The sequence below is a fragment of the Sphingomonas pituitosa NBRC 102491 genome (assembly GCF_001598435.1).
In the GTDB taxonomy this organism is placed as follows: Bacteria; Pseudomonadota; Alphaproteobacteria; order Sphingomonadales; family Sphingomonadaceae; genus Sphingomonas; species Sphingomonas pituitosa.
Window position 1 is genome coordinate 137,116 of sequence record NZ_BCYY01000008.1, and the last position, 25,731, is coordinate 162,846.

Consider the following 25,731-nt stretch of genomic DNA (forward strand, 5'->3'; position numbering starts at 1 on the left):
TTGGCGGAACGGAGGACAGGATTGCGCTGCACCAGCAGGATGGGGCGCACATCCGTCGCGTTCGAGTGAGACCTTGCATGTCTTCAATGCTGGCCGCCCCTTGGTGGGTCGCCCAACTTGCCACCGGCGCCAAGTCGTTCCGTGACAATCCCGTGATCGGATCGCAACGTCTCAATGCGATGGGGCTGCATGCCGGCCGGGCACGGCTGGCACATCGCCTTGCCTGGGCGCGTCGTGCCCGCCTGACGGCGGGGTTGCCCGCTGCCGACCGCGAGGCCTTCGATCGCGACGGATTCGTCATTGTCCGCGATTTCCTGCCAACGGCGCTGTTCGCCGCGCTGCGCGACGCCGTGCTCGCCCATCGCTTCGACACCCGCGAGATGCGCCAGGGCAATACGATCACACGCCGGATCGCGATCGGGCCCGGTTTCCTGCGCACGGTGCCGGCGGCGCAGGCACTGCTGCGCGACGATCGCTTTCGGGCGCTGTGCCGCTATGTCGGCAGCTTCCGCAGCGAGCCGCTCCACTACATCCAGACGATCCTGACCGACAGCGGCGCCCCCGATCCCGATCCGCAGACCAACCTCCATGCCGACACCTTCCACCCGACGCTGAAGGCCTGGTTCTTCCTCAACGACGTGGAGGAAGCGGACGGCCCGTTTTCCTATGTGCCCGGCTCGCATCGGCTCACCCCTGCCCGGCTCGCATGGGAACATGCGCGCAGCCTCACGGCGGGGACGAGCGAGGACTTCCTTTCCGCGCGCGGATCGCTGCGGGTCCGTGCCGAGGAACTGCCGGGGCTGGGGCTGCCCGGGGCCCAGCGCTTCCCGGTTCCTGCAAACACCCTGGTGGTGGCCGATACCTGCGGCTTCCACGCGCGCGTCGCGGCGACGCGGCCGAGCCGCCGGCTGGAGCTCTGGTCGTTCAGTCGCCGCAATCCGTTCGTTCCCTGGACGGGCGCCGATCTGCTGAGCATGCCCGGAATCGCCGAACGACGCATCGACGCGATGTGGCACATCCGCGACCGCTTCCAGAATTGGGCGGGCCAACCCTGGAAACCGAGCGGCAACAAACTGGTGCTCGATGACTGATCGCGCGCGTTGATCTTGCGTTGGGGATCGGCGAGTGCAAGACGCACAAGGGCGTGATTGAAGTTGCGGGTATGGATGCTTGCCGCATTCGTACCACCGCAAAGAAGATCACCAGGGGACGTGCATGGAAGTAAATAGCGTACAGAGCATCATCGATCACGGCGCGGAGGTCATTCGTGCCGAGGCGGCGGCGTTGACGATGCTCGCCGGCCGACTGGGTACCGATTTTTCGACGGCGGTGGACCTGCTGGTCGGCGCACCCGGCCGGATCATCCTGGCGGGGATGGGCAAGTCCGGCCACATCGCGCGCAAGATCGCCGCGACGCTCTCGGCCACGGGCAGCGCCGCCTATTACATGCACCCGGGCGAGGCATCGCACGGGGATCTGGGCATGATGCGCAGCGGGGACGTGCTGCTGGTCCTGTCGAACTCGGGCGAGACGCCCGAGGTGGTGGCGGTGCTGACCCATGCGCAGCGGCTGGCGGTGCAGGTGATCGCGATGACGGCAGGCGCCGACTCGATGCTGGCGCGCAACGCCACGATGACGCTCGTCCTGCCGGCCTGCGGCGAGGCCTGTCCCGAGGGCGTGGCGCCGACCACCTCGACGACGATGATGCTCGCGCTTGGCGACGCGCTGGCAGTGGCGGCGATGCGCAAGCGCGGCACCTCGCGCAACGAGCTCGCCCATTGGCATCCGGGCGGCCGGATCGGTTGGGGTCTGCAGACGCTGGAGGCGCTCGTCCGCCGCACCGAGCCGATGCCGCTTGTGCGGGCGAACGCCTGCGCCCGTGACGTGGTGCTGGAGATGACTTCCTGCGGCAAGGGCGTCGCCGGCGTGGTCGACACCGCGGGAGACCTGATCGGGGTGATTACCGACGGCGATCTGCGCCGCGCGTTCGACCGCATGCTGCTCGCCGTGGCGGGAGAACTGATGACGCGCGACCCGGTGACAATTACGAAGGACGCCACCGTCGACGAGGCGATCGCCAGGATGCAGGAGAACAAGATCACCGTGCTGTTCGTGATGGAAAAGACAGGGTCCCGCCGCCCCTGGGGGCTGCTCCACATCCACGATCTCCGTCTCGGCGCCTGAGCGGCCGTCGATGGAGCCGAACTCGACGCCCCGCGGCGTGATCGTCATTCCCGCGCGCTATGCCTCGTCGCGCTATCCCGGCAAGCCGCTCGCGGCCGTGGCGGGCGCCACCGGCCAGACACAGCCGCTGATCGCGCGCTCGATCGCCGCCGTGCGGCGCGCCGGGCTCGACCTTCCGCTGCACGTCGCAACCGACGACGCACGGATCATGAGGGCGGTGGAGGCGCTGGGCGAAACGCCGGTGCTGACGCCGGAAAGCTGCGCGAACGGGACGGAGCGCGTCGCCGCCGCGCTGGAGGCGCTCCGCATCGAACCCGATTACGCGATCAACTTTCAGGGCGACGCGCTGCTGACCCCGCCCGGGTTCGTGGCCGCACTGGCCGCGTGGATGGAGGATCACCCCGATTGCGCCGTCGCCACGGTGGCGATGCGGTGCTCGGCCGGCGTCTACACCCATCTGCTCGCCGATCAGGCGGCCGGGCGCAGCGGCGGCACCACGGTGGTGACCGACGCTGCGGGGCGCGCACTGTATTTTTCCAAGCGCGTGCTGCCCTTCCTCGCCGAACCGCCGCGCGACGCTCCCAACCCGGTGCTGCTGCATCTCGGCCTCTATGCCTATCGGCCCGTCGCACTGCGCCGCTACCGTGCGCTGCCCCCCTCTCCCGCCGAACAGGCCGAGGGACTTGAGCAGTTGCGCTTCCTGCACCACGGCATCCCGATCGACGTGATCGCGCTCGATCCGCCCGGCTGGGATCCGATCGAACTCAACAACCCGACGGACCTGGCTCCGATCGAAGCGACGCTCACCGCCCGCGGAATCGCCTGATGGCGCGGCCGCGACCGGCATTTCTGCGCATGCCGCCCTTCCCGCGGGCGCGCATCGCGCCGCTCGCGCTATCGGGCGCAGGCAGTGCCGATGCGGACGCGGCGGCGGTCGTCGCCCAATTGCGCGCCCTGCGCGTCGGCGGCGGCTTCTGGCAGGCGCAACCGGCGCTGCCCGCGTCGCGCGACCTGCTGTTCGCCCCTGCCTCCGCCGCGCAGCTTCAGGCAATGCTTGCCGCGGCGCCGGCCGGTGCGGCCGCGCGCGGCATGGTCCTCGGCGCGGCACAACCGGGGATGCCCCGGATCGGCCCGGTCGACCCCTGGTGGATGGCGCGCCGGTGCGGCACCATCTTTGCCGATGCCGATGACGAGATTGCCCTGGTCGCGGCGCTCGCGGGCTGCCCGCTGCGCCTGTTCGGCAGCGGCCGGTTCGCGGCACTGGGCAACGGCGCGGACGCTGTCGCGCTCGAACGCGTCGTCGGCGCCGAGCTCCTCGCCGACAAGGACTATCGCGATCCCTTCACCGGCGCACCCACGCCGATCGCCGCAATCCTGGCGCTGCTGGCCAGCTGGCGCGCGCTGATCGACGGCAATCGCGACGTGACGCAGGTGCTCGGCGTCGCCGGGTGGAAGCGGGAGACGGTCGAGGCTCTGCTCTGGGACGGTGGCAGCGGCCCGCGCTACCGGGCGGGCGGGGCGGGCAACGGTACGACGCTACTCTGGCGGTCGCGGGTGCCGCCGGCGATGCTGCGGCGAATCGAGGCGGACGGGGGGCCGCTCGGCGAGATCGAGGACGGCTTTGTCCGCTCGGTCGGGCTCGGCGCCAATTGCGTGCCGCCGCTGTCGATCACCGTCGACCGCCGCGGCGTGCATTTCGATCCCACCCAGCCCAGCGACCTGGAAGTGCTGATCGAGCAGGGCGGCTTTGCGCCGGCGATGCTTGCACGGGCCGAGGCGCTGGTCTCCCGCATCGTCACCGAGGGGCTGAGCAAATATGGGCGTGGCGGCGCAGCGCTGGCGCGACCGGCGGGCGCGCGACGCCACGTGCTGGTGACCGGACAGGTGGAGGACGATCGCTCGGTGCAGTGCGGCGCCGGCGGCAGGACCAACCTGGACCTGCTGGTTGCCGCCCGCGCAGCGGAGCCCGACGCCTATCTGATCTACAAGCCGCATCCCGACGTGGAGGCGGGGCACCGCAAGGGTGCGATCGACGATGCGGTGGCACGCGCTTACGCCGATCAGATCGAGCGCGCCGCCCCCATTTCCGCGCTGCTCGACATGGTCGATGCGCTGCATGTCCTTACCTCGCTCGCCGGCTTCGAGGCGCTGCTGCGGGGCAAGGAGGTCGTCACGCACGGGGTGCCCTTCTATGCCGGCTGGGGGCTCACCCGCGATCTCGGCGCGATACCCGCACGGCGCACCGCGCGCCGCAGCCTCGCCGAACTGGTGGCGGCGGTGCTGATCCTCTATCCGCGCTATCTGGATCCGGTCACCCGGCTGCCCTGCCCTGCGGAAGTCCTGGTCGACCGGATGATCGCCGACGTCGCCGCGACCCCCAGCTTTCTCGAACGATTGCGTACGCTGCAAGGGAAGGTTAGACGCAAGCTCGCGCCCAAGAGGACCGGCCGATGAAGCACGTGCGACCGTTACGGCGATCCTTCCTGTTCCTGCAGGGGCCGCCGGGACCGTTTTTCTGGCAGCTGAGCCGAGAACTTCAGGCGCGGGGCTGCGCCGTACATCGCATCAACCTGAACGGCGGCGACCGGTATGACTGGCCGGAGGGGAGCGTCGACTATCGCGGCCGCCTCGCTGCGTGGCCGATCTTTTTCGATCGCTTCGTGCGCGAACACGACATCACCGATCTGGTGCTGTACGGCGATTGCCGCCCGATGCACCTAGCGGCGCATCAGCTCGCGAAGCTGCGCGGTGTGGCGATCCATGTCTTCGAGGACGGCTATATCCGGCCCGACTGGATGACGCTGGAGCCCGACGGCGTGAACGGCCACTCGACGCTCGATCGCGACCCGGCCTCCATTGTCGAGCGCGCGCGCGATTTGCCGCCGCTCCCGGATCTGCCGCCGATCACCGCCAGCTTTGGCCGCCGCGCGCGCGATTCCTACTGGTATTATCACCGCGTCGTCACCGGACGGTTCCGCTTCCCCTTCTATCGCTCGCACCGCAAGGGCATCATCATCGTCGAAGGGCTGGGCTGGATCCGCAAGTTCGCGCTGAGCCGCCGACGCACCGCACAGGCGCGCGCGACGCTCGCGGCAATTGCCCAAAAGCCCTATTTCCTGTTCCCGCTGCAGCTGACCGGCGATTACCAGATCCGCGAACATTCGCCGTTCGGGACGATGATGACCGCGGCGGACTATGTGCTCGACAGCTTCGCCCATTGTGCGCCCGCCGATGCCCATCTGCTGGTGAAGGAGCATCCGCTCGACTGCGGCTTTCACAACTGGCGCAGCTTCCTGCAGAAGCGGACCCGGGCCCTGGGCCTGGAGGGGCGCGTCCACCATCTCGAAGGCGGCGATCTGGAGCGGCTGGCGCGCGATGCCCAGGGCATGGTGTGCGTCAACAGCACGTCCGGCACGCTGGCGCTCTCGGCAGGCAAGCCGGTAATCGTGCTTGGCGAGGCGATCTACGACGTGCCCGGCATCACCCACCAGGGGCATCTCGATCGCTTCTGGGACGCCCCCCAGGCGCCGGACATGGCACTGTATGACGCTTTCCGGCGGGTATTGCACGCGCACTGCCTGATCCGCGGGGGCCTCGCCAGCCAGTCGGCAACGGAGACGCTGGTGGCCAACAGCATCGAACGGCTGCTCGGCGACGAACCGGAGCAGCTCGCCAGCATCCGCGAGCCCTCGCTGTTCTTCCACGGCGTGCCGCGCTAGCGGCGACGTCGACGCGGCTCAGGCGGTCGGCTCGAGCCCCGCATCGTCGAACCAGCCGCGCCGCCGGCCCGCCAGGAAGAGGCGGTTCACCAGCGGGTTCGACCAGCCGCAATTGGTCGCGAAATCGCGCTGCAACGTATCGTGGTGCAGCTGATGCGCCGCCGGGGTCATCAGCAGCCCCACCCGCCGCATCGCGACGACGATCCACGGATTCTGCTCGCGGTGGAGCGCCCCGTGAAAATATTGCGCGAACGCTCCCCCCGCGATCAGCGCCACGCCGCCCGCCGCGGCCCAGCCCGGCACCAGCCCGGTAAAGGCCAGCAGGTTGAGCACCACCGAAAAGGGCAGCGCCGCCAGGATCACCGTGCTGCCGATCAGTCGCCACAGATCGCGGCGGCCGAGCGCGTCCGGGCGGGGGTGATGGTTCTTGAAGTCATAGACCAGCCGGTCGAGCGGACTCACCTTGGCCATGCGCTCGCGCCACAACGCCTTGTAGTGATCGGATTCGCGCGAGCCGGGGTAGAAATAGAGCGCGTCGAGTCCCTTGCCAGGCGGCGTAGGCCGATAATCCATGTACATGTGGACGAGGCCCGAGGCGAGATCGGCAGCATACCAGCCGGCAAGCAGCGCGGGAATCGCCCACCAGCTGGGGTCCAGCAGCGCCGCCACCAGATTGGCCGCAAGCGATGCGAGGAACAGCGGCATCAGAATCTGTCGAGCCATCAGGATCTCACTTGTCTCCGCCCATCGGGCAGGTGCTACCGCGCGTCCTACGCATTGCATTGTCGTGCATCAACGGCTTGATTTGTCCGGAGTGCGGGCGCAAGCGACGGGGCATCGTGAGCATGCTTGCCCTTGCAATACTTCCATCCCGTCCGGCAGACTGAGTGCCGACAGCGATGCAGCGCGATCTTCTCATCGACATCAGTCGTCTGATCTGGCGCACCTGGACCGGCCGCCTGCCGACCGGGATCGACCGGGTGTGCCTGGCCTATGTCGATCACTTCGCCGATCGGGCGCAGGCGGTGGTACAGCGCGGCAATCTGCGCCAGATCCTCACGCCCGCGCTGTCCGACGCGATCTTCCGGCTGATCCGCGAAGGCGGCCCGCAATTCCGCACCCGCGCGCCGCGGCTGGCGATGCGGGCGGTGGTCGCGCAACGGGGCGGGCAGCTCGGGCTCGACCGGCTCTATCTCAACGTCGGCCATACGGGGCTCGACGCTACCGGCCTCGTCGCCTGGACGCAGCGCGCCCAGGTGCGGCCGGTCTATCTCATCCACGACCTGATCCCGCTCACCCATCCCGAATTCTGCCGGGTGGGCGAGGATATCCGCCATCATCGCCGCATGGCGAACGCGCTGGCCAGCGCCGCCGGCATCATCGGCAATTCGCAGGCGACGCTCGACGACTTTGCCGCGTTCGCCGCGGCCGAGGGCAAGACCTGCCCGCCGATGCTGCCCGCGCTGCTCGGCGGCCACCCGCTGCCGGCCGACGCGCCGCCGATCGCGCTCGATCGCCCCTATTTCGTGACCCTCGGCACGATCGAGGGGCGCAAGAACCACGTCCTGCTGCTTCAGCTGTGGCGCCGGTTGATCACGCACAAGCCCGCCGCCTGCCCCAAGCTGATCATCATCGGCCAGCGCGGCTGGGAGGCCCAGACGGCGCTGGCGATGCTCGACCGGTTGCCGATGCTCGCCGGCCATGTCGAGGTGATCGAGGATTGCGCGGACACGGCGCTCGCCGGCTATCTGCGCGGCGCCCGCGCGCTGCTGATGCCCAGCTTCGCCGAAGGGTACGGCCTGCCGGTGGTGGAGGCGCTCGGCGTCGGCACGCCGGTGGTGGCGAGCGACCTGCCGGTGTTTCGCGAACTGGCCGGCGACCTGCCGATCTATTGCGATCCGCTCGATGGCGCAGCCTGGCTGGCAGCGATCGCGCACCATCTGCAGGAAGGCGCCGTCCGCGAGGCGCAGCTGGCGCGCGTGCAAGGCTATGTGATGCCCAGCTGGGAGGCCCATTTCGCCGCCGTGGAGCCATGGCTCTCGGGCCTCTAGGACGGAGAAGGTCCAGGGGGTTCTGTTGCCCGGCCCCCCTGGCGGCCGCTGGAATCCACTTCTGTTGCCCGGTGTGGCCCGAACCGCGCATTTTAGAATAACCTTAGGCCGTTAAGCCGTGGGGTTACGCCGCAATAGCGAGTGCTTCGTTATCGTTGGCACTTGTGTAATGGGCCGTTGCGGTGGTCCCATTCCGAGCGAAAACAGCGCCTTTCAATACACGTCGATCCTGGTTCGGCCCCGTCAGAAACGGTGTCCAGAAACACCACCTTGTGGTGGAGCCGCCGGGTACTGCCCCCGGGTCCGCTGCATCTATTTTACGCCGCAATTTATCGCCATAGCCGGGCGAACCCGGCAAAACCCTATATAGGGCCTTTGCGCTTAATGAAAAGGTCAGGTTGCACGGATTAAGCGCCTTCACACGGCCCCATTCGGTTGGCATGGAGAGTGCATCATGTTGACGCAGCGTTCCCGCTACGCGCTCCGCGCAATGCTCTTCCTTGCCGAACAGCCGATCGCCGGCGCGCCCGTGCCGATGAACCGCATCGCCGCGGAGGCGAACGTTCCGCGCAAATTCCTCGAACTGATCCTCGCCGACCTGCGCGAGGCGAGCTTCCTCGTCTCCACCCGCGGCAAGATGGGCGGCTACCGCCTCGCCCGCCCCGCGCACCTGATTTCGCTCGGCGAGATCATCCGGGTGATCGAAGGCCCGCTGGCACTGGTCCCCTGCGTCAGCCGCACCGCCTATCGCCCGTGCAATGACTGCAAGGACGAAGCCGCCTGCGCGATTCGCCGGGCGATGGCGCGCGTGCGCGACGAGACGGCACGCATCCTTGACGGCACCAGCCTGGCCGATGCCGCCGCGGAGGAACTGGCGGCGGCCTAAGCCGCGCCGTTGCGCTTCTTCAGCTCGTCGCGAATCTCGCGCAGCAGCACCACATCGGCCGGATCGGCGGCAGGCGGCGCGTCGCCGGTCGCCTTGTCGCGCTCGGCCGCGGCGATCATCTTGTTCACCGTGCGCACCAGCAGGAAGACGATGAACGCCAGGATCAGGAAGTTGATCACCACCGTGACGAACGCGCCGAAGCCGATCAGCGGCACGCCCGCGGCCTTGAGAGCCGCATAATTGGACGGCGAGCCCGTATAGCTGGGCGGAATTGCACCCAACCGCAGGAAATAGCCCGAAAAATCGATGCCGCCGAAGATCCAGCCGACCAGCGGCATGATCATGTCGTCGGTAAGCGATTTGGTGATGTTGCCGAACGCCGCGCCGATGATCACGCCCACCGCGAGATCGAGCACGTTACCGCGCGCGATGAACGACCTGAACTCCTTCAACATTCGCCATCTCTCCCGTTGCGAAGGCTTCGCGACCTTGCCGAAGTGGCGTGCCGACGCCAACCCCCCGATGTCCGATTTCGCTTCCTCCCGCCGGTGTAGGCGTCGTATAAGACACCCCGTTGATGGGATTTGGAGGTTGCTTCCCCATGAAGTTTCGTACCGCACTCGTGCCGATCGCAGCTCTGTCGCTCTCGGCCTGCGGGCTCAACAGCGTTCCCACCGCCGAGGAAAATGCCAAGGCGAAGTGGGCCGACGTGCAGGCGCAGTATCAGCGCCGCGCCGACCTGGTGCCGAACCTCGTCGCAACGGTGAAGGGCGCAGCCGCTTCCGAGGGCAAGATCCTCACCGACGTGATGGATGCCCGCGCGAAGGCGACCTCGGTGCAGGTCAATGCCAATGATCTTACCGATCCGGCCAAGGTCCAGCAGTTCCAGGCGGCGCAGCAGCAGCTGGGCGGTTCGCTGTCGCGCCTGCTCGCGACCGTGGAATCCTATCCCGACCTCAAGAGCCAGGCCAACTTCACCACGCTGATGAGCCAGCTCGAAGGCACCGAAAACCGGATCACCATCTCGATCCGCGACTATAACCAGTCGGTGCAGGCCTATAACACCCGCATCCGCACCTTCCCCGACGCGGTGGGCGCCAAGATCTTCTACGGCGCCAAGCCGATGACGCCGTTCCAGGCCAAGGCCGGTGCGGATACCGCGCCGACCGTCAATTTCGGAAACAGCAACTGATCCACGCGGCGCTCCTTGCGAGCGCCGTGCTGCTGCACGGCTGCGGCACGTTCGAGCCAGCGCCGCCGGTGACGCGCGCGGCCGGCGCCGGACCGGAACTGCCGGCAAAAGCCGGGCGCGTCGTGGACGAAGCGAACGTGCTGACACCCGTCCAAGCACAGGCATTGTCCCGTCGGCTTGCCGAAGCCGAGGCGACGACCCACCACCAGGTCGTGGTGGTCACGGTCTGCGGCTTCGATGGCGAGACCATCGGCGGGTATAGCCGATGGCTCGCCAACGCCTGGGGTATCGGGCGCGCGTTCTACAACGATGGCGTGCTGTTCCTAGTCGCGCCTGTCCAAAGACAAGTGCGGATCGAGGTCGGCTTCGGTCTCGAGAACGCGCTCACCGACACGGAAGCGGCGATGATCATCGATCGAGATGTCATTCCCCGCTTCCGGGCCGAGAACTGGAACGGCGGCATCGACGCCGCGGTCACCTCCATTCTTCGTGAGATCAGCTGATGATCCTGTTGCGTTTCCTTCTGGCGCTGCTCGTGCTGACGCCGCTACCGGCGCTGGCCGATCCCACCTTCCCCAAGCTGACAGGCCGGGTGGTCGACGACGCGCACCTGCTCTCGCCGGAGCAGGTGGCGCAGCTCACCCAGCTGTCGGAAGCGGTGCAGAAGGCGTCGAGCCGCCAGCTGGTCGTCGCTACGATCCCGGACCTGCAAGGCTATGACATCGCCGATTATGGCTACCAGCTCGGCCGCACCTGGGGGATCGGGCAGAAGGGCGCCGACAACGGCATACTCCTCATCGTCGCGCCCAACGAGCGCAAGGTGCGGATCGAAGTCGGCTATGGCCTCGAACCGATCATGACCGATGCGCTGTCGAACCAGATCATCCGCGATGTCATCGTCCCAAAGTTCAAGGCCGGCGACATGGCGGGCGGCATCGTCGCCGGCGCGCAGGCGATCAGCGAACAGATGCAGCAGCCGCTCGAGGCTGCCGAACAGAAGGCCAAGGCGGCGCAGGATGCCGCGACCAAATCCTCCGCGCGCAAGCGCCAGGGCGGCGGGCTGCCGATCGGGCTGCTCTTCTGGTTCATCATCGCGGTCGTCATCCTCATTCCGATGCTCGCGCGCTTCGGCGGGCGGCGGCGGCCGGGTCCCTGGGACGGCCAGGCCTATCGCGCGCGCGACAACGACAGCGGCATGCTGCCGATCGTGCTGTGGACCATCGCGAACGAGATCGGCCGTGCCGCAAGCCATCGTGATGATGATGATGACGACCATGGCGGCTGGGGCGGCGGCGGCGGCGGTTGGGGGGGCGGCGGCGGTGGCGGTGGCGGCTTCTCCGGCGGCGGCGGGTCGTTCGGCGGCGGCGGGGCTTCGGGGAGTTGGTGAGGATGCGATTGACCGATCAGGACCGCGCACGCGTCGCGCAGGCGGTGCAACAAGCCGAATCGGCCACCAGCGGGGAAATCGTCACGGTCCTCGCCCGGCGCTCCGACGATTATGCCGATGTCGCCCTCCAATGGGCGGTGCTGGCGATGCTGCTGGTGCTGGCGCTGCTCGCCTGGCAGCCCGGGCCGATCGAATGGCTGCACAGCCGGATGATCGATCCCTGGGCGCAGACCGTACCGGCGCACTGGTATCTCACCGCCGCGTTGGTGGTGACCGCGCTCACCTTTCTTCTCGTCCGCATCGCGCTGGCGAAGGACGCGCTGCGGATCGCGCTGGCGCCCGGCTCGACCAAGACGCGGCGGGTCCATGCCCGCGCGCTGGCGCTGTTCCGCACGGCGGCGGAGAAGCGGACGACCGGGTCTACCGGCGTGCTGCTCTATCTCAGCCTGGCCGAGCATCGCGCCGAGATCCTCGCCGATTCGGCGATCCATTCGCGCGTCACGCCCGAAGTGTGGGGCGCGGCGATGGCGGCGCTGCTCGCCGAGGTGAAGGAAGGGCGCGCGGCGGAGGGCATGGCGGCGGCCGTCGCGCAGATCGGCATCGTGCTGGCCGAGCATTTCCCGCGCGCCGCCGACGACGTGAATGAGCTTCCCGATCGACTGATCGAGCTTTAAGGCCTTCGGAATGACCGACGAACCGATCGAGACCCCCTGGGCAGGCAAGTGGATCACCGTGCACCGCCAGGGGCGCTGGGAGTATGTCTCCCGCGCGCGCAGCATCCGCGCCGTCGTAATCGTCGCGATCGACGACGAGGACCGGGTGATCCTCGTCGACCAATATCGGGTGCCGATGGGCCGCCGCTCTATCGAGCTGCCCGCCGGGCTGATTGGCGATACCGAGGAGGGCGATACGATCGAAGCCGCCGCCCGTCGCGAGCTCGAGGAAGAAGCGGGCTATGCCTGCGAGCGCGTGGAAGAGCTCGGCGAGTATTTCGCCTCGCCCGGCATGGTCAGCGAAAGCTTCACGCTGGTGCGCGCGCACGGCCTCACCCGCATCGGCAATGGCGGCGGCGTGGACGGCGAGGACATCAACGTACACCATGTGCCGATGGCCGAGCTGCCGGCGTTCATCGCCGACTGCCGCGCACAAGGCATGGGCGTAGACGTGAAGATGCTGCTGCTGCTCAGCGGCGCGCTGCTCGGGCGCGGCGGCTAGCGGCGTTCAGCGTTCGCAGGCGATTCCATCACCATCGCGGTCCAGGCGGCGACTATATCCCGGGTCGCCGACGCGGATCGGCGTCGCACCGGCGGCACGCGCCGCCGCGCAATTTGCAAAGATCGCGCCGCTTCCGCCGCCCATGGCGCGGCTACCGACGAGGCGAGCGCTTTTGGCGCGGCGGGCCTTGGCCCCGCGGCCGCTCGCAGCTTCCGCCACCGGCACCAGGACAAAACCGCAAATCGCCGCGGCAAGAAATGCCTTAGCGGAAATTGTCCGCATAGGCCTGCAGCTTGAGCTTGCGCTGCGGCGCCGGCACGACGTGATAGGCATAGCCTTCCCGCTCGGCATATTCCTTGGCCGCTTCCAGCGTCGGGAAGGCGATGCGGACCTGGTTTGCGGTCTCGCCGCCGCCGGCCCAGCCGGTCAGCGGATCGGGCCGCTGCGGCGTGTGCGGCTCGAACTCGAGAACCCAGTTGTCGGTCCGGGCGCGGCCGGACTGCATCGCGTTCTTGACGCGCTGATAGATGCGAGCGGACTTCATGGGAGCACCCTTTAGCGCGCCCCGCGCGCCCTTGCATCAGCGTTTTTCGTCCGTAGCGTTGCGGAGGCCGCAGCGGGGTCGTCCGGCCAGGGATGCCGAGGATAGCGACCGCGCATTTCCTTGGCCACCGCGGCCCAGCTGCCCTTCCAGAAACCGGGCAGATCGCGCGTCGTCTGGATCGGCCGCCCCGCCGGCGAGGTGAGGCTGAGCACCAGCGGCACATGCCCGCCGATCACCGGATGCTCGGCGAGGCCGAACAGCGCCTGCACGCGCACCTCCACCGTGGGGCCCGCCTCAGCGGCATAGTCGATCGCGTGGCTGGAACCGGCAGGCGTCTCGAACCGCGCAGGAGCGAGGCGATCGAGGGTCTTCTGCCTGTCCCAGCCGAGCAGGTTCTGCAGCGCTTGGGTGAGCGACTCGGGCGGCACCGCATCCAGCCGGCGCCTGCTCTCCAGCGCAGAGGGCAGCCAATCGTCGAGCGTGGCGAGCAGGGCTTCGTCCGACAGTGCATCGATTCCGGCATAGGCGGCGCGGGTGCGCAGCGCCTGCGCGGTATCAGACCAGGGGAGCAGGTGCAGGCCATGGGTCCGCACGCCGTCGAGCAGCGCCGATTCGATCTCGTCCGGGCTCGCGTTCGAATCACTGCCGCCGGAAAGGCGTACCGCGCCGAGGCGGCGTTCGCGTAGCGCCTCGATGCGGCCGGTGGCGGGATCGAAGGTGACGGTGCGCCGGGTCTCGATCCGATCGCCAAACAACGACTCGACCGTGGCCGCGTCGATCGACGCGGCAGAAAGGATGCGCGCGCCTGCGGCCATGCCCTGCGTTTCCGCCACCGCCAGCCATTCGGCGCGGGCCAGCGGCGAGGCCGGATCGAGCTTGAACCCGCGCCCGCCCACCGATGCCCAGGTCTCGCCGGAGGAATCGCGGCGCTTTGCCACACGGTCCGGAAAGGCGAGTGCGACGCAGAGGGCGACCGCCTCTTCCCCGCCCCTTGGTTCCCCGCCGCGTCCGACCAGCTTGGTCCACCGCTCCGCCAGCCTTCGCCCATTCTCCGCCCGCTGGCCGCGTTCGCCCTTCCACCGGCGGAGACGCAGTTCGAGGTCCGCATCGCTGCCGCCCAGCCCGCGCTCGCCGAGCAGCACCGCCACCTCGGCCGCGGTCCGCGCCATGCCACGCTCGCTCGCACGCACCAGCATGTGCCCGAGGCGAGGCGGCAGCGGCAGGCGAGCGATCGCCTTGCCGTGCTCGGTCGGGCGACCGTCCGGATCGATCGCCTCCAGCGCGCCCAGCCGCGCCCGCGCCTCGGCGATGGCGGCCTCGGGCGGCGGATCGAGCCAGGCGAGCTGGCGGGGATCGGTGACGCCCCAGAGCGCGCAGTCGAGCATCAGCGCGGAGAGGTCGGCTTCCAGGATCTCGGGCGGATCGAAACGCGGCAACCCCGCCGTCGCCGCCTCTTCCCACAACCGGTAGGCGGTGCCCGGCCCCTGCCGCGCGGCGCGGCCGGCGCGCTGCGTCACCGCAGCCTGGCTGGCGCGTTCGGTGACCAGCCGGGTCACCCCCGCCGCGCGGTCGTAGCGAGGCCGCCGCGCCAGCCCCGAATCGACCACCACCCGAATCCCGTCGAGCGTCAGCGAGGTCTCCGCGATCGAGGTCGCCAGCACGATCTTGCGGCGCCCGTCCGGATCGGGCGCGATCGCGGCGCGCTGGGCGGCGGGGTCGAGGCTGCCGTGCAGCCGATGGAGCACCGCGCCGCCGATGTCGCCCAGCCGTTCGGCCGTCCGCTCGATCTCGGCGACGCCGGGCAGGAAGGCGAGGATGCCCCCGCCCTCCTCGCGCAGCGCCTGGCGCACCGCCGCCGCCACGCTGTCCTCGATCCGCGCCTCCGCCGCCCGGCCGAGATGGCGCAGCGCCAGCGGATGGCTGCGGCCTTCGCTCTCCACTACCGGCGCCCCGCCCATCAGCCCGGAGAAGCGGCTGCCGTCGAGAGTTGCCGACATCGCGACGATTCGCAGGTCCGGCCGGAGCGCGCCCTGCGCGTCGAGCGCCAATGCCAGGCCGAAATCGCTGTCGAGGCTGCGCTCATGGACCTCGTCGAACAGCACGGCCGACACGCCGGCAAGCTCGGGGTCGGCCTGGATGCGGTTGACGAAAATTCCCTCGGTGACGACCGTCACCCGCGTTGCCGCCGAACGCTTCGAATCCATGCGTGTGGCATAGCCGAAGGTCTTGCCGACGCCCTCGCCCGCCAGCGCCGCCATCCGCTCCGCCGCCGCGCGGGCGGCCAGCCTGCGGGGGGAAAGCAGCAGGATCTCGCCGTCACACCAGGCCTCGCCGAGCAGCGCCGGCGCCACGGCCGTCGTCTTGCCCGCACCCGGCGGCGCGACCAGCACGGCGTTGCTTTGCGCCCTCAGCGCATCGAGCAGCGCCGGCAAAACGGCGTGGATCGGCAGGGAGGACGTCATCGGGCTGCAACCATTCGAGACAAGCGTGGTTAGGCGGACTCACCGCCAGAGGAGCGCGACATGGCACGAATCCTTTCCCAGTTCACCATCACCCCGGACAGCGACGGCGACTACACGCTGCATCTGGAAGACGAGGACGGCGAAACCATCGAGATGGCAGCGAGCTATGAACAGCTCGACCTGATCGTGGAAGCCATAGAAGATGTGCTCGACAGCGACGAGGAAGACGCCCTAGCCGTCGATGAGGACGAAGAAGAAAAGACGACCGACGAATAACCGCCGGCAGCTTTTGACGGTCGCATTTTCCCAGTCGTGGATCGCAAGCGATCCACTTGAAAATGCTCCGGTCGGCGCGCGTCAGTAGGCGCGCGCCACCGCGAACTCGACGGCTTCGACCATTGCGTCCTTCGCCTCGCAGGCGCGGAAGCCGCCCAGCGCATCGATCGCGCGCTGGCCGTAATGGCGGGCACGCGCCAGCGTGTCGTCCACCGCGCGGCAGCTGCGCACCAGCCGGATCGCCTCGGCGAAATCCTCGTCCGAGATGCGGCGGCCCGAAATCGCTTCCTTCCAGAAAGCGCGTTCCGCCTCGTTGCCGCGGGCATAGGCGAGGATCACCGGCAGCGTCATCTTGCCTTCGCGGAAATCGTCGCCGGCGTCCTTGCCCATGGTCGACGCGTCCGAGATATAGTCGATCGCGTCGTCGACCAGCTGGAAGGCGATGCCGAGATTACGGCCATAGGCGTCGAGCGCCAGCTCTTCCGTTTCGGGCCGCTCGGCCACCACGCCCGCGATGCGGCAGGCGGCGGCGAACAGCGCGGCGGTCTTGGCGCCGATGATGTCGAGATAGCGGTCCTCGGACAGATCGATCCGGCGGACGGCAGTCAGCTGGTTCACTTCGCCCTCGGCGATTACCGCGCTGGCGTTCGACAGGATGTGCAGCGCCTTGAGGCTCTCCGCCTCGACCATCAGCTCGAACGAGCGGCTGAACAGGAAGTCGCCGACCAGCACGCTTGCCGGGTTGCCCCAGATGATGTTGGCAGTGCGGCGGCCGCGGCGCAGGTCCGAGCTGTCGACCACATCGTCATGCAGCAGCGTCGCGGTGTGGATGAACTCCACCGCCGCGGCCAGCTTGTGGTGCCGCGTGCCCGCATAGCCGAGCAGCCGGGCGCTCGCGAGGGTCAGCATCGGCCGCATCCGCTTGCCGCCGCCGGCGATCAGGTGGCCGGCAAGCTCCGGGATCAGCGGGATTTCCGACTGCATGCGATCGAGGATCACCGCGTTGACCAGGTTCATGTCCTGGGCGACCAGCGCCATGATCGGATCGAGCGAGGGCTGGGTTCGCGACCCCAGGCGGTGGACGGTTGCGCTCATATGCTCGTGCCTCTGGCCTTTGTGCCCTGCAAAGGCAAGAGTGCTTGCATGGCCGTGCCGCAGCGGCAAAAGGGATTCCATGACCGACGCGACGCTGACCCGCTTTCGCCAGAGCATCGACAATATCGATGCCGCGCTCGTCTTCATGCTCGCCGAGCGGTTCAAGGTGACCCAGGCGGTGGGGCGCTACAAGGCCGAGGCCGGGCTGCCCCCGGCCGATCCCGGACGGGAGGAGGCACAGATCGCCCGGCTGCGCGCGCTGGCGCAGGACGCGGACTTCGACCCGGAGTTTTCCGAGAAATTCTTGCGCTTCATCATCGACGAGGTGATCCGGCACCACCAGCAGGCCCAGCAAGCCGGAACCGCGCCCGGAACTGCTGGGGCCTGACTCCGTTGCTGGGCGTGATACCCATGGGGGCAAGCGCTTGAGCGACGATTATCTGATCTTCCGGCCCGACGATGTCGACCTGACCCGCTCGCCGTTGCGCCGCGGCGTGGACGCGGCGACCTATGTCCTCGGCGCCTTCAATCCCGGCTTTGCGCGGCTGCCGAACGGCAATTTGCTGCTGATGGTGCGCGTGGCGGAGGCGCTGCGGGATCCAGTCGTGGACGGCCATGCCCGCGCAATTCGCTGGACGCCGTCGGGCTATGTGCTCGACGCCCATCCCGTCGCCGGCCTCGACATGACAGATCCGCGCCAGTTCGCGCTGAAGGACCGCAATCCCCGGCTGCTCGGCCTCACCTCGCTTTCCTGGCTGCTGCCGGTGGAGCTGGACGCCGATGGCCGCACGGTGGTGGCGGTCCATCACGACAAGGCGATCGCACCTTCGGCCAGCTATCTCGAATACGGCGTGGAAGATGCGCGGATCACGCGGATCGACGGCAGCTACTGGATGACGGTGTGCGGCGTCTCGGCGGAGCGGCACTGCACCGCCATGTACCGGTCGGCGAACGGCCTGGACTGGGAATTGCTCGGCATCGTGCTAGATCACCAGAACAAGGACATGATCCTGTTCGAGGGGCGGATCGGCGGCTTCTTCCACGCGCTCACCCGACCGCTCGGCGAAGTCTATTTCGCCTATCCCGACGATTCCCCATGGCTCGGCGGCCCGTCGATCCACCTCGCCCGCTCGCCCGACGGACTGCACTGGAAACCGCTCGACCAGCCGGGCATCCGCGCGCGCAAGGGCTCGACCTCGAACCAGCGTATCGGCGGCGGCAGCCAGCCAATCCTTACCGATGCAGGCTGGCTGCTGCTCTACCACGGCGTCGAGAAGCGCGATGCGGTGGGCATTTACCGCAGCTTCTGGGCGCTGCTCGATCGCGACGATCCCAGCGTGATCCTGCGGCAGGAAGACATCGTGCCGCTGCTCGAGGCCAATCCCGCGCTGACCACCGACATCGCCCACCAGCTCTATCTGCCGACGCCGGTGGTGTTCACCACGGGACTCGTCGACGCCGGCGACCGCTACATCGTCGCGAGCGGCGAGGCGGATCTGGCCTGCCGGATCACGCACATCCCGAAGGCGCGCTTCCGGTGAGCCCTTCCCGTGCCTCTACGCACCCGCGTTCCCCTGCGAAAGCAGGGGCCCAGGGTTGGAGAGCGAATCGCCTGTGGCCCTGGCCCCATGCTTTCGCAGGGGAACGAGCGATATTGGAGAAAGGTCAATGACCGAACCTCTCTGGTGGCAGAAGGGCGTGATTTATCAGGTCTATCCACGCTCGTTCAACGACTCGAACGGCGATGGGATCGGCGATCTGGCGGGGGTAACGGCGCGGCTCGACTATCTGGTCGATCTCGGCATCGACGCGGTGTGGCTGTCGCCGATCTTCCCCTCGCCGATGGCCGATTTCGGTTATGACGTGGCCGATTATTGCGGGATCGACCCGCGCTTCGGCACCCTCGCCGACTTCGACGCGCTTCGCGACGCGGCGCACGCCCGCGGCCTCAAGCTGCTGCTCGATTTCGTGCCCAACCACAGCTCGAGCGAACACCCCTGGTTCCTCGAAAGCCGCGGCTCGCGCGCGAGCCGCAAGCGCGACTGGTATATCTGGCGCGATGCCGCCGCCGATGGCGGGCCACCCAATAACTGGCAGAGCTTCTTCGGCGGCAGCGCCTGGCAGTGGGACGAGACCAGCGGCCAATATTATCTCCACCAGTTCCTGAAGGAACAGCCCGAGCTCAACTGGCGCAACCCCGATCTGCGCGCGGCGATGCTCGATGCGATGCGCTTCTGGTTCGAGCGTGGCGTCGACGGCTTTCGCATCGATGTGCTGTGGCTGGCGATCAAGCACCCCGACTTTCCCGACAACCCGGCCAATCCGGAGTGGCGCGCGGGGATGCAGGACATCGACCGGCTGCTCCCGGTCCATTCCGCCGACCAGCCCGAAATGGCCGAGATCATCGCCGCGATGCGCGAAGTGGCCGATGGCTATCCCGAACGCGTGCTGATCGGCGAGATCTATCTGCCGATCCCGCGCCTCGTCGCCTATTACGGTGAGACCGGGAACGGCGTGCACCTGCCCTTCAACTTCCACCTGCTCGATGCGCGCTGGGATGCGGCTGCGCTGGCGCGGCTGATCGCCGACTATGAGGGCGCGCTGCCGGCGGACGGCTGGCCCAACTGGGTGCTGGGCAACCATGACAAGCCGCGCGTCGCCTCGCGGGTGGGCCCCGACCAGGCGCCGGTGGCGATGATGCTGCTGCTCACCCTGCGCGGCACGCCGACGCTCTACCAGGGCGACGAGCTGGGCATCGCCAATGTGCAGATTCCGCCCGATCGCGTGCGCGATCCCCAAGCGCTGCGCGAACCCGACACCGCCTTCAACCGCGACGAAGTCCGCACGCCGATGCCGTGGGACGCGAGCGCCCATGCCGGGTTCAGCACGGTGGAGCCGTGGCTGCCGCTCAACCCCGACTGGGCGACGCGCAACGTGATGGCGCAACGCGACGATCCGGATTCGATGCTGTCCTTCACCCGCACACTGCTCCAGCTGCGGCGCACGCATCCCGCGCTGTCGGTCGGCAGCTGGCATGCGGTGTCGAGCGACGGCGCGGTGCTGGCTTATGAGCGGCGTCATGGTGAGGAGCGCGTGCTGGTGGCGCTCAACCTGTCGGACTCCCCGCAGACGCTGGCGCTGCCGGACTGGGCCGCCGCATTGGCGCCGGTCCTCACCACGCCAGGTCACGACCTCCGCGTGGAGGGCACCCCCCTCCCCCTCGCCCCGAACCAAGGCATCCTGCTCGCATGACCACCCTCCCCGTGCCCCTGCGAAAGCAGGGGCCCAGTGCCACAAGCGATTCGCTCTCCAACCCTGGGTCCCTGCTTTCCCAGGGGCACGGCGGGGAGGTGCCCGCGAACACAGCTAAAAGCGTGGCCGCATGAAGATCGCCATGCTCGCGCCGATCGCGTGGCGCACGCCGCCGCGCCATTATGGCCCGTGGGAGCTGGTGACGAGCCTGCTCACCGAAGCGCTGGTCGCCAAGGGCATCGACGTCACCCTGTTCGCCACGCAGGATTCGGTCACCACCGCCCGCCTCGACGGCGTGGTGCCGCGTGGCTATGAGGAGGATCCGGCGATCGATGCGAAAGTGTGGGAATATGCCCATCAGTCGCACCTCTTCGCCCGCGCATCGGAGTTCGACCTGATCCACAACCAGGCCGATTTCCCCGCCCATGCCTACGCGCCGCTGATCGACACGCCGATGGTGACGACGATCCACGGCTTCTCCTCCGAACGCATCCTGCCGATGTACAAGCCGTTCGAGGACCGGGTGCACTATGTCGCGATCTCCGATGCCGACCGGCATCCGGCACTGCGCTATGCCGCGACGATCCACCACGGCATCCGGCTCGACGAATTCGCCTTCGACGCGGCGGGCAGCGACGACCTGCTCTTCTTCGGCCGCATGCATCCGGACAAGGGCGCGGCCGAGGCGATCGCCGTCGCCCAGGCCACCGGCCGCCGGCTGAACCTCTACGGCATCATCCAGGACCAGGGCTATTTCGAACGCGCGGTCCAGCCGCACCTGAACGACCGCATCGTCCATCACGGTGCGGTCGGCGGCGAGGAACGCGTCCGTGCGCTCGGCCAAGCCCGCGCGCTGCTCCACCTGATCAATTTCGACGAGCCTTTCGGCCTGTCGGTGATCGAGGCGATGGCATGCGGCACGCCGGTGATCGCGGTGCGGCGCGGCTCGATGCCCGAGCTGATCGACGACGGCGTGTCGGGACGGCTGCTCCAGTCCGCGGACGAGGCGGCGGCGGCGGTGGTGCGGGTCGACGGAATCGACCGGGCCGCCTGCCGCCGCGCGGTAGAAGCGCGATTCTCGGTCGAGGCAATGGCCGACAAATACATCGCGCTTTACCACCGTATCCTCGGGGCCCGATCCGCCGCCTAGGCTTGGCGGATGATCGGCTCCAGCGCGAACAGTGCCGCACCGAGGGTGCGCGCGTCCGGATATTCGGGCCACAGGTTCACCGGCTTGTCCGCCGTGGGCACGGAAATGGTCACGACGACGATATCATCGCTCCACGGCAGGCTGCCGACCCGCGCGCGCTCCCAGGGTATTTCATGCGTTGCCCCCCCGTCCCCGGGCAGGTCGATCCGTACCGGCGCGTCCAGATTGATCGACACGAGCGCCGTTTGCGGCGGAAAAAACAAGGAGCCGCCGAGCGTGATCGCCAGCGCGTTGACGGCAGGATCGGCGATCCGGAACGCGAACGCCGCGCAACGTGACGTCCAGACGTGGCCCTCCTCGATGGCGTGAAAGCCGTTCCACGCTGTCAGCGCGCTCGCCAGCGGCTCCCCCCGCCCGATCCTGTACCGCTGACCAGGCGACAACGTCATGATGGTAGGCACGCCGGGGGGCGGCCGTATCCCGCGCTGATCATGGAACGAGACCGCGCCTTCGCTGATCGCCGCCTGCATCTTGCTGCGCAGCCGCGCCCAGCCCTCGAAGGTGCGAAAGAAGAGCGATTCGGAAAGCGCCAGCGCGTCGTCGAGCATGTCGGCGTCCGGGACATAGCGATGCTCCTGGACCCAGCGGACGTCGCGGATCCGCTGGGCCATCCCCATCAGCTCGTTGGCCACGTTGCGCTCTTGGTGCTGGAGGTGGCTGCTGAGCGACCCCGTCAACCGATGGGAGTTGTTGCGGTGCTGTCGCCAAGCGACCAGCGGCTCGGCCAGGTGGTGGTGGGTTCCCAGCAACGTCGCACGCAGCGGGGTCAGCCAGTCGAAGCCATAGGGACACAGTTCCGGATCGACCGGCTCGAACGCATCGATGACCGAGCGGTGATAGGCCGAGGTCGCGCCGATCCAGCGCGAGCCCCATTTCCGGACGGTGTCGTCCGGCCGCGTGATGGTGCCGGCTTCGGGGTCGGAGTCATACAAGCCGAGCGGCAGGCCGGTGTCCGAGATCATCAGGGCATTGCCGGTGACGAGGCGGCACCGCCGGTCCTCCTCGAACACCCGCAGCGTCGTCTCGATTCGGCCGGGCAGCATGATGTCGTCGCTGTCTGCCTGGATGATGACCGTCCCCCGTGCGTGCTTCGCGATGTCGTGCAGCGTCGCATGCACGCAGTTCGACTCGTGGCGGAGGATGGTAGCCACGATGTCGGGACGGCCGGCGAGCTTGTCGAGAACGATCTCGAGCCCGCCATCGGTGGACGCGTCGTCCACCACCAGAAGCTCCAGGTCCGGACGCCACTGCGCGAAGATGCTGTCGAGCTGCGCACCGATGAACGCCGCGTTGTTGTAGAGCGGGATCAGCACCGTCGCGCGCAGAGGGGGCGAGATGCGATTGTCGTGCACGATCGGGATCGACGCCGAATCGGCGGGCGGTTCGCCCGCCCAGCGCGCGATGGCCGCTTCGCGATGCGCCTCGTCGTAGAAGTGCGCGACGGCCGGGTGCCGGTAGATCGCTTCCAGCGCCGCGCGCGGCATGCGGAAACATTCCCGCAGATGCCGGTAGATCGACGCGGTGTGCTTGGCATCGCCGTCATTGGCATGCGGCAGCCGGAACGCATGGCCGGGGAACAGCTCGCACAGACCACGCTCGACCGCGTCCGCACCGTTCTCGTAGCGGAACAGCAGCAGCCGCTTGTTGCCGTTCGTGAAGACCGAATAGCCGTTGCTCGCGTCGAAAGGCGTACCGAACAGGTCGAAGCCGAACGGCTCGGCGAGCTCCTGCTCGAACCAGGTGAGCGGATAGCGGATCGTCGCCTCGGCCAGGCGGCGCCGGGGGTCTTCGCCTATCGTGTCATTCTGCCAGAGATCCGCAATCTCCGCGCCGATCCTGCGGGCGATCTCCGCATCGTCCCTCTCCGCGTCCCCCTCGTGCCGGAAGAGCTCCGCATAGAGCTGCATCGCGACCGACAGGCTGCGCGTGACGGGGTCCCGGACGCCGGTGAGGAACGTCACCGTCTCGCCCGTGCGCTCCGCCCGTTCGAGCCGCTGCCGAATGCGGTGGTTGGTGGTGGTATGGCGCAGGCCGGAAAGGTCGGTTTCGCTGGCAAGGCCATACGCCTCGATCAGCTGCGGATAGGCGGGTTGCAGCACGTGTGAGGAGAAGACGTCGCCGGGGAACATCGAGGTCATCATCTCGATCAGCGATGTCGTGTAGATTTTTCCGTATGTCAGAATGACGATCATGTCCCGCCCCTTGCCGTGCTGCCCGGCGTGATGGCCGAACGGAGCGCGTTTCCCAAGTCCGAAATCTGCTCTGCTCGCGGCGGAAAAGGCCCGGGGGGACAACGTGCTGCCGACGGATACGGCCAGCCCTGCGATGAACTGCAGGTTGTGCTGGCGACACGCCGATCGTACACCGCACGCTGCGACGGCCCTCGCCGCTTTGCTACCGCAGTACGCAACCTTTCAGTCGAACGGGCACTCGAATCCATGGCGCCGCACCCCGCTGTCACCGGCAAAGACATCGACATCACCTCGCATCGCCGCCCCGGAGCGACGTCGCCGCTCAGACCTGCCGCGCCGAGCATCGTATTCGTCGGCGCAGGACGGAACGCCCATAACCTGATGGGCATCTTCGAGGCTGCGGGCGTGGACGTCCGGTATGTCGTGGACGATGCAGCGCCCGGCACCGTTCTGGGCAAGGCGGTGGAGACGATCGACGGCATCGCGGGCGAAGCCCTCGACGCCTTCCTGACCATCACCGATCCGGAGATCGCCCGCGCGGTGCGCGCGCGACCCGCAGTGGCGCAGTGCCGCTGGCCCAGCTTTGCCTTTCCGAACGCCGTCGTGTCGGAATATGCCGCGATCGGAGAAGGGAGCTATATCGGGCCGTTCTCGCTGGTCACCGATGCGCAAATCGGTCGTCACGTGCATCTCTTCACGCACAACTCGATCGGCGCCAGGGCGCGTATCGGCGACTTTTCCGCGATTCTGCCCCAGGCGATGATCTCGAGCGACGTGATCATCGGGACCGGCTGCCTGATCGGATCCGGCGCCCTGGTCTCGGCCGGCGTCACCATCGGCGACAATTGCCGGATCGGGGCCAATGTGGTGGTGCGGCGCGACATGCCGCCGGGCAGCATCGCCTTGCCGGCGCGAACCCTCGTCCACTCACGCACGCGGTTCAAGTCCGCCGGGAACCCGCCGCACGCATAGGCTTGCGCGCGGCCCGAGAACCTGCGGGGCGTGCCGATCGCCGGCACGTGATTTCTTCCGTACCCTTGCCTCCCCCGCTATGCTGCCATCGCGATCTGCGGCGGCAAAGCGCTGTCCCATCAAAGAACCGAAAGCAGTCTTTCATGAAGTGTCTCGTTGCAGGTGGCGCCGGATTCCTGGGCTCTCACCTGTGTGATGCATTGCTGGCGCAGGGCCATGACGTGCTCTGCATCGACGATCTCTCGACCGGCAGCGCTCGCAACCTCCGGCATCTTTCCGGCAACCGAAGCTTTACCTTCACGCGCGCGGATGTGCGCGAAAGGATCGATGTTGTGGTGGATCGGATCTTCAACTTCGCCTGCCCCGCCAGTCCGCTCGCCTATCAGCGCGATCCGGTCCGAACGCTGTCCACCAGCGTCAACGGCGCCCTCAACCTGCTGGAACTGGCCGAACGATGCGGCGCCACCATCCTCCAGGCCTCCACCTCGGAAGTGTACGGCGACCCGGACGTGCACCCGCAGAGCGAGCGTTACCAGGGGAACGTCAATCCGATCGGCATCCGCGCCTGCTACGACGAGGGCAAGCGCGCGGCGGAAGCGCTCTTCTTCGACTTCCACCGCACCCGGTCCGTGCCCATCAAGGTCGCGCGGATCTTCAACACCTACGGCCCGAGAATGCAGGTCGAGGATGGGCGCGCGGTCTCCAACCTCGTCGTCCAGGCCCTACGGGGAGAGCCGATGACGATCTTCGGCGACGGCGCCCAGACGCGCTCCTTCTGCTATGTCGACGATCTCGTTTCGGGCGTGCTCGCCCTGGCGGACACGCCGACTGGCGTGTCCGGACCGTTCAACCTCGGCAACCCGCAGGAAATCACCTTGCAGCAGCTCGCGACGGAGGTGCACGCGCTCGTCGGCGGTCCTTCTCCGATCGTGTTTCGTCCGCGCCCCGCGGATGATCCGAAGCGGCGATGCCCGGACATCAGCGCCGCCCGCGCGGTGCTGAACTGGTCGCCCCGCACGGCATTGCGGGAGGGGCTGATCGAAACCATCGGCTATTTCAGATCGACCCTGTTGGAAATGTCCACCCTGTAAGCG

26 protein-coding genes and 1 other RNA gene are annotated in these 25,731 nt (G+C 68.1%); 19 read left to right on the plus strand and 8 right to left on the minus strand.

Features of this window, described 5'->3' with window-relative positions; all coding sequences use genetic code 11:
- The first annotated feature begins 77 nt into the window (after nt 1-77).
- The 5 genes from SPI01S_RS08990 (at nt 78) to SPI01S_RS09010 (ending at nt 5,903) form a co-directional block, all read left to right on the plus strand.
- Nucleotides 78-1,091 carry a phytanoyl-CoA dioxygenase family protein gene (locus SPI01S_RS08990; protein ID WP_066721327.1) on the plus strand — a complete coding sequence of 338 codons (1,014 nt, stop codon included), beginning with the start codon at nt 78-80 and terminating at the stop codon, nt 1,089-1,091.
- Nucleotides 1,092-1,215: 124 nt separating this feature from the next.
- Nucleotides 1,216-2,184 (plus strand): KpsF/GutQ family sugar-phosphate isomerase, encoded by a 969-nt coding sequence (locus SPI01S_RS08995; protein ID WP_066721328.1) that lies wholly within the window; start codon nt 1,216-1,218, stop codon nt 2,182-2,184.
- A gap of 10 nt (nt 2,185-2,194) precedes the next feature.
- On the plus strand, nt 2,195-3,010 hold the full coding sequence (locus SPI01S_RS09000; protein WP_066721329.1) for a 3-deoxy-manno-octulosonate cytidylyltransferase: 816 nt from the start codon (nt 2,195-2,197) through the stop codon (nt 3,008-3,010).
- Nucleotides 3,010-4,638, plus strand: coding sequence for a capsular polysaccharide export protein, LipB/KpsS family (locus SPI01S_RS09005; RefSeq protein WP_245653525.1), 1,629 nt, complete (start codon nt 3,010-3,012; stop codon nt 4,636-4,638). Before SPI01S_RS09000 ends, SPI01S_RS09005 begins: the two co-directional genes overlap by 1 nt.
- Nucleotides 4,635-5,903 (plus strand): capsule polysaccharide biogenesis protein, encoded by a 1,269-nt coding sequence (locus tag SPI01S_RS09010; RefSeq protein ID WP_066721331.1) that lies wholly within the window; start codon nt 4,635-4,637, stop codon nt 5,901-5,903. The genes SPI01S_RS09005 and SPI01S_RS09010 overlap by 4 nt, the downstream gene beginning before the upstream one ends.
- A gap of 18 nt (nt 5,904-5,921) precedes the next feature.
- On the opposite strand, the gene SPI01S_RS09015 is transcribed toward SPI01S_RS09010, so the two are convergent.
- Nucleotides 5,922-6,626, minus strand: a complete 705-nt coding sequence (locus tag SPI01S_RS09015; protein ID WP_066721332.1) for a fatty acid desaturase CarF family protein — start codon at nt 6,624-6,626, stop codon at nt 5,922-5,924.
- A 176-nt stretch (nt 6,627-6,802) separates the two neighbouring features.
- Here SPI01S_RS09015 and SPI01S_RS09020 point away from each other — a divergent pair, with 176 nt between their 5' ends.
- Nucleotides 6,803-7,954 carry a glycosyltransferase family 4 protein gene (locus SPI01S_RS09020; protein WP_066721334.1) on the plus strand — a complete coding sequence of 384 codons (1,152 nt, stop codon included), beginning with the start codon at nt 6,803-6,805 and terminating at the stop codon, nt 7,952-7,954.
- A gap of 50 nt (nt 7,955-8,004) precedes the next feature.
- Here the strand turns inward: SPI01S_RS09020 and ssrA are convergent.
- Nucleotides 8,005-8,349, minus strand: a transfer-messenger RNA (tmRNA) gene (gene ssrA / locus SPI01S_RS09025).
- Between the two features lie 59 nt (nt 8,350-8,408).
- Here ssrA and SPI01S_RS09030 point away from each other — a divergent pair.
- The gene (locus SPI01S_RS09030) at nt 8,409-8,840 is read left to right on the plus strand and encodes an RrF2 family transcriptional regulator (protein WP_066721336.1); all 432 of its coding nucleotides are present in this window, start codon (nt 8,409-8,411) and stop codon (nt 8,838-8,840) included.
- Here the strand turns inward: SPI01S_RS09030 and mscL are convergent.
- Nucleotides 8,837-9,295 (minus strand): large conductance mechanosensitive channel protein MscL, encoded by a 459-nt coding sequence (gene mscL, locus SPI01S_RS09035; protein WP_066721338.1) that lies wholly within the window; start codon nt 9,293-9,295, stop codon nt 8,837-8,839. The genes SPI01S_RS09030 and mscL overlap by 4 nt on opposite strands.
- A gap of 146 nt (nt 9,296-9,441) precedes the next feature.
- On the opposite strand from mscL, the gene SPI01S_RS09040 reads away from it, so the two are divergent.
- Genes SPI01S_RS09040 through SPI01S_RS09060 form a run of 5 tightly spaced genes read left to right on the plus strand, consistent with a single transcriptional unit; the run spans nt 9,442 to nt 12,634 of the window.
- Nucleotides 9,442-10,032 (plus strand): LemA family protein, encoded by a 591-nt coding sequence (locus tag SPI01S_RS09040; protein ID WP_066721340.1) that lies wholly within the window; start codon nt 9,442-9,444, stop codon nt 10,030-10,032.
- A 26-nt stretch (nt 10,033-10,058) separates the two neighbouring features.
- The gene (locus tag SPI01S_RS09045; protein WP_066721342.1) at nt 10,059-10,535 is read left to right on the plus strand and encodes a TPM domain-containing protein; all 477 of its coding nucleotides are present in this window, start codon (nt 10,059-10,061) and stop codon (nt 10,533-10,535) included.
- A complete protein-coding gene (locus tag SPI01S_RS09050; RefSeq protein ID WP_066721343.1) occupies nt 10,535-11,419 on the plus strand; it encodes a TPM domain-containing protein in 885 nt (294 codons plus the stop codon). The genes SPI01S_RS09045 and SPI01S_RS09050 overlap by 1 nt, the downstream gene beginning before the upstream one ends.
- Nucleotides 11,420-11,421: 2 nt before the next feature.
- A complete protein-coding gene (locus SPI01S_RS09055) occupies nt 11,422-12,093 on the plus strand; it encodes a TPM domain-containing protein (protein WP_066721344.1) in 672 nt (223 codons plus the stop codon).
- Nucleotides 12,094-12,103: 10 nt separating this feature from the next.
- Nucleotides 12,104-12,634, plus strand: coding sequence for an NUDIX hydrolase (locus tag SPI01S_RS09060; RefSeq protein WP_066721345.1), 531 nt, complete (start codon nt 12,104-12,106; stop codon nt 12,632-12,634).
- A gap of 6 nt (nt 12,635-12,640) precedes the next feature.
- Here the strand turns inward: SPI01S_RS09060 and SPI01S_RS23315 are convergent, their stop codons facing one another.
- The 3 genes from SPI01S_RS23315 to hrpB are packed head-to-tail and all read right to left on the minus strand — an operon-like array spanning nt 12,641 to nt 15,640.
- Complete coding sequence (locus SPI01S_RS23315; RefSeq protein WP_084253339.1) at nt 12,641-12,985, minus strand: excalibur calcium-binding domain-containing protein; 345 nt, start codon at nt 12,983-12,985, stop codon at nt 12,641-12,643.
- Entirely contained in the window at nt 12,897-13,178 is a 282-nt protein-coding gene (locus tag SPI01S_RS09070; RefSeq protein ID WP_066721348.1) for an ETC complex I subunit, read from the minus strand. Before SPI01S_RS09070 ends, SPI01S_RS23315 begins: the two co-directional genes overlap by 89 nt.
- Before the next feature lie 11 nt (nt 13,179-13,189).
- A complete protein-coding gene (hrpB, locus tag SPI01S_RS09075) occupies nt 13,190-15,640 on the minus strand; it encodes an ATP-dependent helicase HrpB (protein WP_066721351.1) in 2,451 nt (816 codons plus the stop codon).
- A 60-nt stretch (nt 15,641-15,700) separates the two neighbouring features.
- Between hrpB and SPI01S_RS09080 the strand changes: the two genes are divergently transcribed.
- A complete protein-coding gene (locus SPI01S_RS09080; protein ID WP_066721354.1) occupies nt 15,701-15,916 on the plus strand; it encodes a hypothetical protein in 216 nt (71 codons plus the stop codon).
- A gap of 81 nt (nt 15,917-15,997) precedes the next feature.
- Here the strand turns inward: SPI01S_RS09080 and SPI01S_RS09085 are convergent, their stop codons facing one another.
- Nucleotides 15,998-17,011, minus strand: a complete 1,014-nt coding sequence (locus SPI01S_RS09085; protein ID WP_066721357.1) for a polyprenyl synthetase family protein — start codon at nt 17,009-17,011, stop codon at nt 15,998-16,000.
- Between the two features lie 79 nt (nt 17,012-17,090).
- Between SPI01S_RS09085 and SPI01S_RS09090 the strand changes: the two genes are divergently transcribed.
- The 4 genes from SPI01S_RS09090 (at nt 17,091) to SPI01S_RS09105 (ending at nt 21,413) form a co-directional block, all read left to right on the plus strand.
- Nucleotides 17,091-17,399: a chorismate mutase gene (locus SPI01S_RS09090; protein ID WP_066721359.1), complete on the plus strand. Its 309-nt coding sequence runs from the start codon at nt 17,091-17,093 to the stop codon at nt 17,397-17,399.
- A gap of 37 nt (nt 17,400-17,436) precedes the next feature.
- Nucleotides 17,437-18,552 carry a glycoside hydrolase family 130 protein gene (locus tag SPI01S_RS09095; protein WP_066721361.1) on the plus strand — a complete coding sequence of 372 codons (1,116 nt, stop codon included), beginning with the start codon at nt 17,437-17,439 and terminating at the stop codon, nt 18,550-18,552.
- A gap of 127 nt (nt 18,553-18,679) precedes the next feature.
- Entirely contained in the window at nt 18,680-20,263 is a 1,584-nt protein-coding gene (locus tag SPI01S_RS09100) for an alpha-amylase family glycosyl hydrolase (protein ID WP_066721363.1), read from the plus strand.
- A gap of 130 nt (nt 20,264-20,393) precedes the next feature.
- Nucleotides 20,394-21,413, plus strand: coding sequence for a glycosyltransferase family 4 protein (locus SPI01S_RS09105; protein ID WP_066721365.1), 1,020 nt, complete (start codon nt 20,394-20,396; stop codon nt 21,411-21,413).
- On the opposite strand, the gene SPI01S_RS09110 is transcribed toward SPI01S_RS09105, so the two are convergent.
- Nucleotides 21,410-23,665 (minus strand): glycosyltransferase, encoded by a 2,256-nt coding sequence (locus SPI01S_RS09110; protein ID WP_066721367.1) that lies wholly within the window; start codon nt 23,663-23,665, stop codon nt 21,410-21,412. The genes SPI01S_RS09105 and SPI01S_RS09110 overlap by 4 nt on opposite strands.
- Before the next feature lie 30 nt (nt 23,666-23,695).
- Between SPI01S_RS09110 and SPI01S_RS09115 the strand changes: the two genes are divergently transcribed.
- Nucleotides 23,696-24,637, plus strand: a complete 942-nt coding sequence (locus SPI01S_RS09115) for a DapH/DapD/GlmU-related protein (RefSeq protein WP_157084617.1) — start codon at nt 23,696-23,698, stop codon at nt 24,635-24,637.
- Nucleotides 24,638-24,780: 143 nt separating this feature from the next.
- A complete protein-coding gene (locus tag SPI01S_RS09120) occupies nt 24,781-25,728 on the plus strand; it encodes a UDP-glucuronic acid decarboxylase family protein (protein WP_066721371.1) in 948 nt (315 codons plus the stop codon).
- Nucleotides 25,729-25,731: the final 3 nt, after the last annotated feature.